Raw genomic sequence first — 14,207 nt, forward strand, 5'->3', positions numbered from 1 at the left:
TCTGGCAGAGTCTCCCCGTGGCCAGGCCCAGCATCGTTCCCATCGCACTGACCCTCGACGACCGCACGGGCTACACGCTGTGGGCTCCTCCGTGGGAGGAGGACGGCGAGGAGTGGCAGGCGTTCCTCGGCACCACCGTCGAGGTGCGCGCCGACATCAACGACGACGACCCGGAGAACCCGGTGCCCACCGCCGTCGTCCACCTCTTCCCCTCGCCGGCCGCGCTCGCCGCGTTCTGCCGCAGCAGCACCGACCACGACCTGGCCGACCACCCGGTCTGGCCGGTGGTCGCCGGGCTCGGCGCCGCCGATCTCACCCCGGACGACGACCACCGCTACGACCTCGACGGCGTCTACGACATCGCCGCCGAGGAGCCCGACCGCTGGGCGGTCGAGGAGCTGGCCGCCACGGTCGACATCGTCAGCCGCCTGGCCGAGTGCCTCGACGCCGGGGACGAGGACGACGACGACCTGGCCGACGACGAGACCGAGTTCGAGGCGGTCGCCGAGCTGGTCGCCAAGCCCGAGATCGGCTCCCTCGGCCTGGGCGTCGAGGCGTTCGCGGGTCGCTCCGGCGAGGACGCCTGGGCCGGCGTCGGCGGCGCCCTGGACGACCTGTGGGAGGACGTCGTCGAGGAGCTCGGCGAGCACCTGGACTGGACCGGCGCGGGCACCGTGTCCCCCGGCGACTACCCCTCGGCCTCCGAGTCGGCCCCGGTCCTCGTCGACGAGGACGACAGCGACGACGAGGACGACGACATCGAGCCCGTCGACGTGCGCGCCGCCGGCACCGCGGCGGGCGTGCGCACCATCGCCGGCGGTGGCGGGCGGCTGGTCCACGACCCCGCCGCGGTCGCCGCGGCGGCGCGGTTCTGGGAGGGCGTCGGCATCCTGCCCGTGGAGGTCGTCGTCCCCGACGGCGCCGGGCTGACCCTGCGCTGCTACGTCGACGACGTCGCCCGCTTCCTGGGCCGCGACGGCGAGGTCTTCCTCTTCGACACCCCCGCCGACCTGGCCCGCTTCTGCGCCGGGACCGAGCAGCACGACCTCAGCGAGATCGCCTCCTGGCCGGAGGTCGTCGCAACCGACGTCCCGCCGCTGCCCGCGGAGCAGGACCGCTACGACCTGGTCGGGCTCGCCGACGTCCTGGGCGAGGTCGCCGACGGCGCCGCCGGGCTGATCGGCCTCGCGGCCCTGGCGCAGCCGGTCGAGGGCGCCCGCGACCTCGCCGAGTACGGCCGGCTGCCGCGGGTCGAAGAGCTGCTCTCCCCCACCGAGGCGCTGGGCCAGGCCGTGGCCCGGGGCGAGCGGGAGCCCGACGCCGCGCTGCGCCAGCCCGACGCCGCCGCCGTCCGCCCCGCCTGGGACGAGATCGTGGCGCTGGTCAGCGGACGGCTCGTCTTCCGCGACTGAGCGCACGGACCGAGCGCACAGCGAAGCGGCCGGCCCCGGGAGAACCCGGGACCGGCCGCTTCGTCGTCCAGTGCTGCTTACGCGCCGTGGCGCGAGGGCCGGCCGGGCCGCCCGCTGCCGTACGAGCGCTCGCCCGCGGGCCGGTCACCGGCGGGCCGGGGACGGTCGCCGTAGGAACGACGCGGGCCGCCGCGGGAGCCGCTGGGGCGCTCGCCGTCGCGACGCGGACGACCACCGGGGCCACCGCCACCGCGGCGCATGTCGCGCTGCGTGCGCTCCTTGGGCTCCACCGGGATGCCGGCGGCGACCAGGTCCAGGATCGGCTTGTCGCCGGGCCGGGTGCGGTCCAGCGGCGGGTCGACCTTGGCGGTGCGGAACCGGCGCTTGGCCTGGCCGACCTGGTCGGGCAGGAGCAGCGAGACGACGACACCGGCGGCGCCGGCGCGGGCGGTGCGGCCCGAGCGGTGCAGGTAGGTCTTGGCGTCCGTCGGCGGGTCGTAGTGCAGGACCAGCGAGACGTCGTCGACGTGGATGCCGCGGGCGGCGACGTCGGTGGCGACGAGGACCGGCGAGCGGGCGTCGGTGAACTCCTCCAGCGCCCGGCGGCGCGCGGCCTGGGGCAGCCCGCCGTGGATCGCCTCGGCCTTGATGCCGGCGGCCTTCAGGTTGTCGGCGAGCCGGTCCACGCCCAGCTGGGTGCGGGCGAAGATGATCGTCCGGCCCGGTCGGGAGGCGAGCTCCGTGGCGACCTGCAGCTTGTCGCGGAAGGCCAGCGTGAAGGCCAGGTGCTCGGCCGGCGGGGCGTCGTCGCCGGCGCGCTTGACCTCGTGCCGGGCCGGGTCCTTGAGGTAGCGGCGGACCAGCGCGTCGACCTCGCCGTCCAGCGTCGCCGAGAACAGCAGGCGCTGGGCGTCGCGGGCGGTCTGGTCGAGCAGCTCCTTGACGACCGGGAGGAAGCCCAGGTCGGCCATGAAGTCGGCCTCGTCGAGGACGGTGACGACGACCTCGGCGAGGGTGGCCTCGCCCTGGCTGATCAGGTCCTGCAGGCGGCCGGGGGTGGCGATGATGACGTCCACACCGCGGCGCAGCTGCTGGATCTGGCGGTACATCGGGGCGCCGCCGTAGACGGTCGCCAGCTGCACACCGGTGGCCTGGCCGAGGGGCGCCAGGTTGTCGTGCACCTGCTGGGCGAGCTCGCGGGTCGGCACGAGGACCAGGCCGCGCGGGGCGCGACGGCCCTGCTTGACCTCGGCGCCGATGCGGGCGAGCAGCGGCAGGCCGAAGGCCAGCGTCTTGCCCGAGCCGGTCGCGGCCTTGCCGAGCACGTCGCGACCGGCGAGGGCGTCGGGCAGGGCGGAGGTCTGGATGGCGAACGGGCGGTGGATGCCGCGCCGCTCGAGCGCGGTGACCAGCAGCTGGGGCAGGCCCAGCTGGCCGAAGGTCGGGCCCTGGGGCTCCGCGGGGGTCTCGGCGGGGGTGTTCTCGATGGTGGTGTCGGCGTCGTTCGACTCGAACGAGACAGGGTTGACCACAGTCATGCGGGGTGGGGCTCCGATACAGCTCGGAGCGCGTCCCGTGGGAGAGAGGAGGCTGCGGCGCGGAGCCGGTGTCCTCGCTGGCGATCGCTCGACGTCCGTCGGACGTGCGATCTGCACGGATGCGCTCGTGCCCAGACGTTCCGTCCGGGAGGATGACCGGCCGATGTGCCGGTACGCCCAGGTTAGCAGCGCACCGGCCTCCCCCATTCCCCGGAAGGGGGTGGGGACGGTCACCCTCCGTCAGCCCCGCAGGGCGGCGTACCCGGGCCGGACGACGTCGGTGAGCAGGCGCGCGCGCTCGGACTCCTCGAGGAAGGCCGCCGCCAGCGCACGCTCGGTGACGGTCGCGACGTCGTCCCAGCCCCAGCCGAAGGCCTCCGCGACGGCGGTCAGCTCGCTGCTCGCCGAGACCCCGCTCATCAGCCGGTTGTCGGTGTTCACGGTGACGGCGAAGCCCAGCCGGTGCAGCCGGTCGACCGGGTGCGCGGCCAGCGACGGGTAGGCGCCGGTCTGCACGTTGGACGACGGCGCGACCTCCAGCGGCACCTGCGCGTCGAGCACCCGCTGCGCGACCGGGCCCAGCGCGCCGTCGTCGGCCACCTCGTCGGCGATCCGGATGCCGTGACCGAGCCGCTCGGCCCGGGCGCCGTCGAGCGCGGCCCGGATGCTGTCGACGCCGGCGGCCTCACCCGCGTGGATGGTGCGGTGCGCGCCGGCCCGGTCCAGCAGCGCGATCGCGGCCGGGATGCGGTCCGGCGGGAAGCCGATCTCGGGCCCGGCCAGGTCGAAGCCGACCACGCCGGCGTCGCGGTAGCGCACGACCAGCCCGGCGACCTCCTCCCAGCGGTCCTCCTGCCGCATGGCGCACAGCAGCGCCCCGACGCGGATCGGCGTGCCGGCGGCGGTCGCCTCGGCGCTGCCGGCGGCGAGGCCGTCGACCATCGCCTCGACGACGGCCTCGATCGGCAGCCCGCCCGCCGTCGCCAGCTCCGGGGCGAAGCGCACCTCGGCCAGCACCACGCCGTCGGCGGCCAGGTCGAGAGCGCACTCGCGGGCGACCCGGTGGATCGCGTCGGCGGTCTGCATCACGCCGACGGTGTGCGCGAAGGTCTCCAGGTACCGGACGAGCGAGCCGGAGTCCGCCGCCTTCCGGAACCAGACGGCCAGCTCGGCGGCGTCCGAGGCGGGCAGGGCGCGGTAGCCGTGGGCGTCGGCCAGCTCCAGCACCGTCTGCGGCCGGAGCCCGCCGTCGAGGTGGTCGTGCAGCAGGACCTTGGGGGCGCGGCGGAGGGCGTCGGCGTTCAGCGGTGCGGGCACGGGTCGACGCTACCCAGGCCCTCCCGGGCGGCCCGCCCGCGCCCGTCCGGGTGACAGACCTCCCCGAAGGCGGCCGACCGGTGCGAAGGTGCCGGGAGGGGGCACGACGGCGACGGAGGGGGCAGGGCGGTGCTGGCGCAGGCGCGGGACGTCGCGGTGGCCCGGATGCCCGTCGTCACCGAGGCGGAGATGGCCGCCTCCCTGGCGCGCTCGGGAGCGCCGGTGGTGGAGCACCGCGGCCGGCTGTGGACGCCGACGCTGCCCGGCTTCTACCGGCCGGTGCACCTGCTGGCCCGGCTGTCCGACGCACAGGCCACGCGTCCGGCCCCGACCGCCTGGGGCTACCAGGCCTGCCTCGCCGACGACGACGCCCGGCACGCCGACGCGGCCGTGCCCGTCCACCTGGTGACCGACCTCGACGCGTTCGAGGAGCCCCGGCTGTCGAAGAGCCGCCGCCGCAGCCTGCGCAAGGCCCGCGAGCACGTGCGCTTCGTCGAGCTGACCGGGGCCGAACTGCTCCTGCGGGAGGGGTACGAGGTGCTCCGCTCGGCCCACGCGCGCAGCGGCGCCGGCCGGCTGCCGTCCCGCCGCGGGTACGAGGCGCAGGTGAGCCGGCTCGGGGACCCGGCCCACGGCATCGTCATCGCCGGTCTCGTGGACGGACGGCTGGCCGGGTACACCTCGGGGCACGCGGTCGACGGGACCGCCTACGCCCGGGACATGGTCGTCGCCTCCTGGGCACTGGACACCGGCATCAGCACAGGCCTGACCTACGAGTTCTTCTGGGCCTGCCGGCGGAACCCGGCGGTGCGCGAGGTGGTCGACGGGTTGCACGCGCGCGAGGACGAGGGGCTGTGCCGGTACAAGGAGATGTCCGGCATCCCCCTGCGCCGCGTCCCGGCCCGGCTGTGGATGGTGCCCGGTGCCGCGCAGGTCCTGCGGCGCCTCGACCCGCACAAGTACTACCGGCTGAGCGGCCGCGGCTGAGCGGCCGCGGCTGAGCGGCGTGACCGAGCCGGATCAGCCCCGGTCCTGCCAGCGGAAGGTGCGAATGCACAGCAGCAGGCCCAGGACGCACCAGATGCCCAGCACCAGCGCGACCCGGCCCAGCTCCCACGAGCCGGCCGGCTCGTCGGCCGCCAGCGCGTCGGGCAGGAAGACCGACCGGAAGCCCTGCGCCATCCACTTGAGCGGGAACAGCGCCGCGAAGGTCTGCATCCAGGAGGGGATCTCGCTGAACTGGAAGAAGACGCCGGAGATGAACTGCAGCAGCAGCGCGAAGGGCGTCACCGTGGCCGAGGCCGAGCGCCCGTTCTTCGCCACGCTCGACATGGCGATGCCCAGCAGCGTGCAGGCCGCCGCGCCCAGGACGGTCACCCAGGCGAAGGTGAGCCAGTCGCTGCCCGTGGGCAGGTCGATGCCGTAGAACACGACGCCGACCAGCAGCAGGACGACGATGCTGGCCAGCGTCACCGCCAGCACCTGCGCGATCTTCCCGATGAAGAAGGCGCTGCGCGGCATCGGCGTCCCGGCCAGGTGCTTGAGCGTCCCGTCCGAGCGCTCGGTCGCGATGCTGATCGCCATGTTCTGGAAGCTGGCGCCCAGGATGCCGGCGGCGATGATCCCGGCCATGAAGTACTGCGTGAAGTTCACGCCCGAACCGAGGTCGTAGTCGAGCACCGCGCCGAAGACGACGAGCAGCAGCACCGGCAGCAGCAGGGTGAACACCACCGACTCGCGCTGGCGGAAGAACTCCCTGAGCTCCACCGAGATGCGCGAGCGGTAGACGGCGGGCAGCGACGGCAGGGCCGTCGACGTGCGCTCCGGAGCGGTCGCCGTCATCGGTCGCCGATCATCTGCAGGTACACGTCCTCGAGCGTGGGGCGGGACACGGCGAGGTCGGGCACCTCGCCGGGGAAGCGGGCGGCCAGGTCGGCCACGAAGGCGGTGGGGGTCGGGGTCGCCTCGGTGCGGCGGGTGCCGTCCTCGGTCCAGCTGACCGTGGCCGGTGCGCTCTCCCGGCCGCCCAGGGCACTGGGGACGGCGACCTCGACCAGCCGGCCGCGGGCGATGACGCCGACGCGGTCGGCCAGCGCCTCGGCCTCGTCCAGGTAGTGCGTGGTGAGCAGCATCGTGGTGCCGAGGTCCCGGAGCGACCGGATCAGCGACCAGAACTGCCGGCGGGCCTCGGGGTCGAAGCCGGTGGTGGGCTCGTCGAGGAACAGCAACGTCGGGCGGCCCACGATCCCGAGGGCGACGTCCAGCCGGCGGCGCTGGCCCCCGGAGAGCGAGCGACCGCGGACGCCGGCCTTCTCGGTGAGGCCGACGAGTGCGATGACCTCGTCGACGTCCCGCGGGTCGGCGTAGTACGAGGCCTGCGCGCGGAGCAGCTCGCGGACGGTCAGCTGGCTGTCGCCCGAGCCGGACTGCAGCACGATCCCGAGCTGCGCCTTCCACGCCCGGGCGCCGTCGGCGGGGTCCTCCCCCAGCACCCGGACCTCGCCGGCGTCGCGCGCGCGGTAGCCCTCGCAGATCTCGACCGTCGTCGTCTTGCCGGCGCCGTTGGGGCCGAGCAGCGCGAAGATCTCCCCGCGCCGGATGTCGAGGTCGAGGCCGTCCACGGCGGTGAAGTCGCCGTACCGCCTGACCAGCCCGCGGATGGAGATCGCGGCGTCCGGGTCCAGCGGGTCACCCGGTCGCGGGCGGTCGGCCACGGCGGCCACCGGTGCAGAACTCGTCACGGGAGAACAGTGTCCTCCCCTTCCGCCTCACGCCGTTATGCGGTCGATCACCAGCGGCAGCGGGACGTCGTCGGTGTCGACGCCGATCGCCCCCTCGAGCGCCTCCAGGGCGCGCGGGATGCGGGCGGCGTCGTCGGTGTGCAACTCGAGCAGCGGCTGACCGGCGGTCACCTGCTCCCCCACGCCGGCGGCCCAGGTGATGCCCGCCGACGCCGAGACGCTGTCCTCCTTGCGCGCCCGGCCCGCGCCGAGCCGCCAGGCCGCCACCCCGAGGGAGAAGGCGTCCAGCCGGGTCAGCGTGCCCGAGGCCGGTGCGGTCACCACGTGCCGCTCGGCCGGCTGCGGCAGGGGCGCGTCGGGGTCGCCACCCTGCGCGGCGATCATCGCCCGCCACGCGTCCATGGCCCGGCCGTCGGCCAGCGCCTCCGCGGGGTCGACGTCGCCCCGTCCGGCGCCGGCCAGCATCTCGCGGGCCAGCGCCAGGGTGAGCTCGACGACGTCGGCCGGGCCGCCCCCGGCGAGCACCTCGACGGACTCGGCGACCTCGACGGCGTTGCCGGCCGCGCGGCCCAGGGGGCGGTCCATCGCCGTCACCAGGGCGACGGTGCGCACCCCCGCGGCCTCCCCCAGGCCGACCATCGTGCGGGCCAGCTCGCGCGAGGCGTCGGGGTCCTTCATGAAGGCGCCGGAGCCGGTCTTCACGTCGAGCACCAGCGCGTCGGCGCCCTCGGCGATCTTCTTGCTCATGATCGAGCTGGCGATGAGCGGGATCGACTCGACCGTGCCCGTGACGTCGCGCAGCGCGTAGAGCAGCTTGTCGGCCGGGGCGAGGTCGTCGCCGGCCGCGCAGACCACCGCGCCGACGTCGCGCAGCTGGGCCAGGTAGGCCCGCTCGTCGACGTCGGCCCGCCAGCCCGGGATCGCCTCCAGCTTGTCCAGCGTGCCGCCGGTGTGCCCGAGCCCGCGCCCGGACAGCTGCGGCACCGCGACGCCGCAGGCGGCGACGAGCGGGGCCAGCGGCAGGGTGATCTTGTCGCCCACGCCACCGGTGGAGTGCTTGTCGGCGGTCGGCCGGCCGAGCGAGGAGAGGTCCAAGCGCCGCCCGGAGTCGATCATCGCCTGCGTCCAGACCGACAGCTCCCCCGGCGTCATGCCGCGGAAGAACACCGCCATGAGCAGCGCGCTCATCTGCTCGTCGGGCACCTGGCGCCGCGTGTAGGCGTCGATCACCCAGCGGATCTGGTCGGCGGAGAGCTCGACGCCGTCCCGCTTGGCCCGGATGACGTCGATCGCGTCGTGCGCGCCCATCAGCCCTGCCCCCGCTCCGCCGCGGCGACCAGGTCGTCGGGGCCGAAGGCGTCCGGCAGCACCTCGCGCATCGGCACGATGCCGAGCGACACGGTCTCGATGAGCATGTCCGCGCCGCCGAACTCCCACAGCAGCTGCCGGCACCGGCCGCACGGCATCAGCGGCCGGCCGTCCCCGCCGACGCAGGCCACCGCGACCAGCCGGCCGCCGCCCGAGCGCGCCAGGTCGCTGACCATGCCGCACTCGGCGCACAGACTCAGCCCGTACGAGGCGTTCTCGACGTTGCAGCCGGTGACCAGCCGCCCGTCGTCCACCAGGCCGGCGACGCCGACCGGGAACCTCGAGTACGGGGCGTACGCCCGGGTCATCGCCTCGCGCGCGGCCGCCCGGAGGGCGTCCCAGTCCACCTGCGCGGCCACTAGTGCTCCCCTCGCCGGTAGACCAGCCCGTCGGCCTTCGGCATCCGCAACCGCTGGGAGGCCAGCGACAGCACCAGCAGGGTGATCAGGTGCGGCGTGAACGAGACGATGCCGCTGGGCAGCTCGTCGATGGTGAGGAAGCCGACCAGGCTCAGCCCGGCGAACACCCCCGCGAGGACGGCCTGCAGGTACTTGCCGCGCACGGTCTGGAAGACCGCGACCGCCAGCAGGAGCAGGGCCAGGAGGAGCAGCAGCGCGACGACGGCGGTGCGGCTGCGCAGCTGGAGGCCGTCGGCGAAGCCGAACAGCCCCGCGCCGGCCGCGAGGCCGCCGGGCCGCCAGTTGCCGAAGATCAGCGCCGCCAGGCCGATGAACCCGCGCCCGCCGGTCTGGCCCTCCTTGAAGCTGTTGGCGACGAACACCAGCGCCGCCCCACCCAGGCCGGCCAGCCCGCCGGAGATGATCACCGCGATGTACTTCATCCGGTACACCGGCACGCCGAGCGTGTCGGCCGCGGCCGGGTTCTCCCCGCACGCCCGCAGCCGCAGACCGAACGCCGTCCGCCACAGCACGAGGTAGCTGACCGGGACCAGCAGGATCGCGACCAGCGTGAGGATGCCGAGACCGCTGGTGAACCCCCGGAGCAGCCCGGCGACGTCGGAGACGAGGAACCACCCGGAGCCGGCGACGTCCCCCAGCAGGTCGGGGCCGTCGGAGAGCACGGGGAGCGAGAACGTCGGCGGCCGGCTGGACATCGCCGGCGACTGCGTGACACCGCCACCGGCCGGGTTGTCGATGTAGAGCAGCTCGGAGAGGAACCGCACGATGCCGGCGGCCAGGATGTTGATCGCGACGCCGGACACGACGTGGTCGACGCCGAAGGTGACGGTGGCGACCGCGTGGACCAGGCCGCCCGCGGCGCCGAGCACGATCCCGCCGACGAGCGCGCCGGCCCAGCCCCACTGGTAGCCGGCCCAGCCGGCGCCCCAGGTGCCGAGGATCATCATGCCCTCGAGGCCGATGTTGACCACGCCCGCGCGCTCGGAGAACAGCCCGCCCAGCGCCGCCAGCCCGATGGGCACGGCCAGCAGCAGCGCGGTGGCGAAGGTCGAGGACGAGGTGAGCGCCTGCTCGCCGGAGACGACCCGGACGATCGACAGCAGCAGCATGATGCCGACGAACACCCAGGTGACCCGGCGGGCGGTGCCCCCGCCCAGGAGCAGCTCGGTGATCGGCCCGCGGCTGGGCGCCGCGGTCGGTGCGGTGGTCACGGCGCTCACGCCCCCGCCTCCTGACGCGTGTCGATGCGGCTGCCCGGCTGGCCGGCGGGTCCGGCGGGTGGGTCCTCGGGGGCGGCCGGGCTCGCCTGCCCGGCTCCGCCCTCCGCCCGCCGGCGGGTCAGCTGGCGGGCGATCTCGTTGGCGATGACGACGGCGAGCACGATCGTGCCCTGGATGATCGTGACCACCGAGGCCGGGATGTCGGCGAACTGCAGCGGCACCGCGGCCCGGTCGAGGAAGGCGAACAGCAGCGCGGCGAGCGCGATGCCGATCGGCGAGTTGCGGCCCAGCAGGGCCACCGCGATGCCGAGGAAGCCCAGTCCGGCGGTGAACTCGGTGCCGAAGTGGTGGGTCTTGCCCATCAGGTCGGGCAGCCCGATCAGCCCGGCGACGGCGCCGGAGATGAGCATCGCCTTGATGACCATGCGGCGGGCGTCGACACCGCTGGCGGTGGCCGCCGACGGCGAGAGCCCGGTGGCCCGCAGGTCGAAGCCGAACCGGGTGCGCTTGAGCAGCACCGCGATCACGATGCCGGCGAGCAGCGCCACGACGAGGAAGCCGTAGAGCTCACCCCGCGGCTGGGCCAGCCCGATCCAGTCGAAGACGCGGTTGAGGCCCGGGATCTGGCCGGACGCCGGCAGGTCCTCCGTGGTGATGATCGCCGCGCCCTCGGGGCTGCCCCGGAGCGGCCCGGTGAGCAGCCACGAGGCGGTGCCCAGCGCGATGAAGTTCAGCATGATCGAGCTGATGACCTCGCTGACCCCGCGGGTGACCTTGAGGACGGCGACGATCCCGGCCCACAGCGCCCCGACCAGCATCGCCACGACGATGATGAAGACGACGTGCAGCGGGGCCGGCAGCGAGACGGCCGCGCCGGCGCCGGCGGCCAGCACGGTCGCCATCCGGTACTGGCCCTCGACGCCGATGTTGAACAGCCCCATGCGGAAGGCGACCGACACGGCCAGCCCGGCCAGGAACAGCGGGATGGCCCGGTTGAGGATCACCACGATGGCCTGGGTCTGCTGGGCCGGGGTGTCGCCGAAGTCGACGAGCACCTGCAGCGCGGTCGAGGGGTTCTCCCCGATCAGCAGGATGACCAGCGCGGTGATGACGACGGCGAAGACGATCGCGATGGCCGGGGCCAGCAGCGCGTTCCCGAGGCGGCGCAGGGCGGTCATGCGGCACCGACCGAGCCGTCGTGGGCGCCGGTCATGTGCCCGCCGAGCTCCTCAGGGGTGAGCGACGCCGGGTCCAGCTGCGCGACCAGCCGGCCGCGCAGCATGACCTGCAGCGTGTCGGACAGGCCGATCAGCTCGTCCAGGTCGGCCGAGATCAACAGGATCCCCATCCCTTCGGCGCGGGCGTCCTTGAGCAGCTCCCAGATCGCCGACTGCGCACCGACGTCGACCCCCCGGGTCGGGTGCGAGGCGATGAGCAGCCGCGGTCGCGCGCTCATCTCCCGCCCGACGATGAGCTTCTGCTGGTTGCCGCCGGACAGCGCCACGGCCAGCGTGTCCGGCCCGGGGGCGCGGACGTCGTACTCCTGCATGATCCGCTCGGTGTCCGCGCGGGCGGCCTTGCGGTCGATGAACAGGCCCTTGACCGCCGGCGGCCGGGTCTGGTGGCCCAGGATGCGGTTCTCCCACAGGGGCGCGTCGAGCAGCATGCCCTGCCGGTGCCGGTCCTCGGGCACGAACCCGATCCCGGCCTCGCGGCGGGCGCGGGTGCTCCAGGCGGTGATCTCCTCGCCGCCGAGGACGACGACGCCCTCGGCCAGCGGCCGCAGCCCCATGACCGCCTCGACGAGCTCGGCCTGCCCGTTGCCCTCGACGCCGGCGATGCCGACGACCTCGCCCTCGCGGACGGTCAGCGTGACGTCGTCGACGGCCGGACGCGCCCCGTGCGAGCGCACGGTCAGCCCGCGCACCTCCAGCACCGGGGTGTCGCGCACCGTCGAGGTGCGGGTCTGCGGCGAGGGCAGCTCCGAGCCGACCATGAGCTCGGCCAGCTGGCGCGCCGTCGTCGTCCTGGGGTCGGCGGTGCCGACGGTGGTGCCGCGCCGGATCACGGTGATCGAGTCGGCGACCTTGCGCACCTCGTCGAGCTTGTGCGAGATGAAGATGACGGTGAGGCCCTCGCGCTTGAGCTCGGCGAGGTTGCCGAACAGCTCGTCGACCTCCTGCGGCACGAGGACGGCGGTGGGCTCGTCGAGGATCAGCGTCGTCGCCCCGCGGTAGAGCACCTTGGCGATCTCGACGCGCTGCCGGTCGCCGACGCCGAGCTCCTCGACCAGCACGTCGGGGTCGAGGTTGAGCGCGTACCGCTGCGAGATCTCCCGGATGCGCCGGCGGGCCTCGGCGCGGTCCAGCCCGAGCCCCTTGGTCGGCTCGCTGCCCAGGACGACGTTCTCCAGGACGGTGAAGTTGTCGGCCAGCATGAAGTGCTGGTGGACCATGCCGATGCCGGCCGCGATCGCGTCGGCGGGGCTCTTGAGGTGCACCTCGCGGCCGTGCAGGGCGATGGTGCCCTCGTCGGGCCGGTGCATGCCGTAGAGAGTCTTCATCAGCGTCGACTTGCCGGCGCCGTTCTCGCCCACGATCGCGTGCACCTCACCGCGGCGGACCCGGAGCTCGATGTCGCGGTTGGCGACCACGCCGGGGAAGCGCTTGGTGATGCCGCGCAGCTCGACCGCGTACGGGGTGTCCCCGGTGCCCGCGGCGGGCGCGGGCGCGCCGGCTGGTTGCTCGGCCATGGGTGGGCCTCTCTGTTCCGGTGCACCGCCGGGTGGGCGGTGCACGGCTGCTGCTCTGCGGATGATCCCGCACGCCGGGGCCGGCCGGTCCGGCAGCCCTCACGGCAACGGCGGGCCCGGGCGTGTGCGCCCGGGCCCGCCGTGGGTCCGCCCATGAGCGCGGGCCCGCTCGCGCGGGCCCGCGCCTGGATCACGGGGCGGTCGGAACCTCGATGTCGCCGTCGATGATCTGCTGGCGGAAGTCCTCGATGACGTCCTGGATGTCATCGATGTAGCCGCCGGAGTCGGACAGGCCCACGCCCTCGGTGGAGAGGTCGTTGAGGACGTCGGTGCCGGCCTCCAGGCTGTCGTCGGCGAAGGCGGTGATGTAGTCCTCCACCGCCAGGTCGACCCGCTTGAGCATGGACGTCATGATCACGGCCTGCTGGTCGGGGGACGCGCTCAGGTACTGGTCGGAGTCGACGCCGATGGCGCGCTGACCGGCCTCGACGGCCGCCTCGAAGACGCCCTCGCCCGAACCGCCGGCGGCGTGGAACACGATGTCCGCGCCACCCTGGTACATGCCCTGCGCCGCGACCTTGCCGCCCTCGGGGTCACCGAAGCCGGAGGGGTCGCCGGCCGGCGAGAGGTAGGTGACGTCGACGATGATGTCGGGCTTGACCGCCTGCGCACCGGCGACGTAGCCGGCCTCGAACTTCTCGATCAGCGGGCTCTGCGAGCCACCGACGAAGCCGATGTGGCCGGTCACGCTCTTCGACGCGGCGGCGACGCCGGCCAGGAAGGAGCCCTGCTCCTCGGCGAAGACCAGACCGGTGAGGTTGTCCACGCCCAGGTCCTCGACCGAGGTGTCGACGATCGCGAACTGCGTGTCCGGGTAGTCGGCCGCCACGTCGGCGATGATGTCGCCGTAGGCGAAGCCGACCGCGATCACCGGGTTGTAGCCGGCGTCGGCGAGCTGGGTCAGCAGCTCCTCGCGGTTCGAGCCGTCGTCGTTGGGCGACAGCTCCTCGATCTCGCCGCCGAGCTCGTCGACGGCCGCCTCGACGCCGGCGATCGCCGAGTCGTTGAAGGACTTGTCGCCGCGGCCGCCGGTGTCGTACGCGACACCGATCTTGAGCTCGCCGTCGCCACCGCCGTTGCTGCCGCTGTCGCCGTTGTCCTCGTCGCTGGCGCAGGCCGACAGGGCCAGGCCGCCGGCCAGCAGCAGTGCCGCAGCCTTGGTCATCCGCGCTCGGCGCAAGACGATCTCCTCTCTGGGGGGACTGCCGGCCCGGAGGGCGGCGGGTCCCGGTGGGTTCTTCCGCGTGCTCCGCCGCGGGCGCCGGGGCGCAGCGCGTCAGAGCACGACGCAGAACGCTAACCGCGGGTCCGTGGACCTCCACCGGCCGCGGGGAGGACCGATACGCGATCGTTGCGAAGGGCCGGGCGTGGCGCCCGGAT

12 protein-coding genes are annotated in these 14,207 nt (G+C 74.3%); 2 read left to right on the forward strand and 10 right to left on the reverse strand.

Features of this window, described 5'->3' with window-relative positions; genetic code table 11:
* The first annotated feature begins 17 nt into the window (after positions 1–17).
* A complete protein-coding gene (locus tag JKP75_RS15735; RefSeq protein ID WP_200490347.1) occupies positions 18–1,412 on the forward strand; it encodes a hypothetical protein in 1,395 nt (464 codons plus the stop codon).
* A gap of 77 nt (positions 1,413–1,489) precedes the next feature.
* Here JKP75_RS15735 and JKP75_RS15740 read toward each other — a convergent pair whose 3' ends face one another.
* Both JKP75_RS15740 and JKP75_RS15745 read right to left on the reverse strand, forming a co-directional pair.
* The gene (locus tag JKP75_RS15740; protein ID WP_200490345.1) at positions 1,490–2,950 is read right to left on the reverse strand and encodes a DEAD/DEAH box helicase; all 1,461 of its coding nucleotides are present in this window, start codon (positions 2,948–2,950) and stop codon (positions 1,490–1,492) included.
* Between the two features lie 240 nt (positions 2,951–3,190).
* On the reverse strand, positions 3,191–4,267 hold the full coding sequence (locus tag JKP75_RS15745; protein WP_200490343.1) for an adenosine deaminase: 1,077 nt from the start codon (positions 4,265–4,267) through the stop codon (positions 3,191–3,193).
* 129 nt (positions 4,268–4,396) lie between these two features.
* Between JKP75_RS15745 and JKP75_RS15750 the strand changes: the two genes are divergently transcribed.
* A complete protein-coding gene (locus JKP75_RS15750) occupies positions 4,397–5,254 on the forward strand; it encodes a hypothetical protein (RefSeq protein WP_200490341.1) in 858 nt (285 codons plus the stop codon).
* 33 nt (positions 5,255–5,287) lie between these two features.
* Here JKP75_RS15750 and JKP75_RS15755 read toward each other — a convergent pair whose 3' ends face one another.
* The 8 genes from JKP75_RS15755 to JKP75_RS15790 all read right to left on the reverse strand — a co-directional run bounded on the left by JKP75_RS15755 (position 5,288) and on the right by JKP75_RS15790 (position 13,992).
* A complete protein-coding gene (locus JKP75_RS15755) occupies positions 5,288–6,109 on the reverse strand; it encodes an ABC transporter permease (protein WP_200490339.1) in 822 nt (273 codons plus the stop codon).
* Positions 6,106–7,008 (reverse strand): ABC transporter ATP-binding protein, encoded by a 903-nt coding sequence (locus JKP75_RS15760; protein ID WP_200493228.1) that lies wholly within the window; start codon positions 7,006–7,008, stop codon positions 6,106–6,108. The genes JKP75_RS15755 and JKP75_RS15760 overlap by 4 nt, the downstream gene beginning before the upstream one ends.
* A gap of 27 nt (positions 7,009–7,035) precedes the next feature.
* The gene (locus JKP75_RS15765) at positions 7,036–8,316 is read right to left on the reverse strand and encodes a thymidine phosphorylase (RefSeq protein ID WP_200490337.1); all 1,281 of its coding nucleotides are present in this window, start codon (positions 8,314–8,316) and stop codon (positions 7,036–7,038) included.
* Complete coding sequence (locus tag JKP75_RS15770) at positions 8,316–8,735, reverse strand: cytidine deaminase (protein ID WP_200490335.1); 420 nt, start codon at positions 8,733–8,735, stop codon at positions 8,316–8,318. The genes JKP75_RS15765 and JKP75_RS15770 overlap by 1 nt, the downstream gene beginning before the upstream one ends.
* Positions 8,735–10,015 carry an ABC transporter permease gene (locus JKP75_RS15775; protein WP_309229903.1) on the reverse strand — a complete coding sequence of 427 codons (1,281 nt, stop codon included), beginning with the start codon at positions 10,013–10,015 and terminating at the stop codon, positions 8,735–8,737. Before JKP75_RS15775 ends, JKP75_RS15770 begins: the two co-directional genes overlap by 1 nt.
* Positions 10,012–11,193: an ABC transporter permease gene (locus JKP75_RS15780; protein ID WP_200490333.1), complete on the reverse strand. Its 1,182-nt coding sequence runs from the start codon at positions 11,191–11,193 to the stop codon at positions 10,012–10,014. The genes JKP75_RS15775 and JKP75_RS15780 overlap by 4 nt, the downstream gene beginning before the upstream one ends.
* Complete coding sequence (locus JKP75_RS15785) at positions 11,190–12,767, reverse strand: ABC transporter ATP-binding protein (RefSeq protein WP_200490331.1); 1,578 nt, start codon at positions 12,765–12,767, stop codon at positions 11,190–11,192. Before JKP75_RS15785 ends, JKP75_RS15780 begins: the two co-directional genes overlap by 4 nt.
* 190 nt (positions 12,768–12,957) lie before the next feature.
* Entirely contained in the window at positions 12,958–13,992 is a 1,035-nt protein-coding gene (locus tag JKP75_RS15790) for a BMP family protein (protein ID WP_200490329.1), read from the reverse strand.
* Between the last annotated feature and the right edge of the window lie 215 nt (positions 13,993–14,207).

The sequence above is a fragment of the Blastococcus sp. TML/M2B genome (assembly GCF_016612865.1).
GTDB lineage: Bacteria > Actinomycetota > Actinomycetes > Mycobacteriales > Geodermatophilaceae > Blastococcus.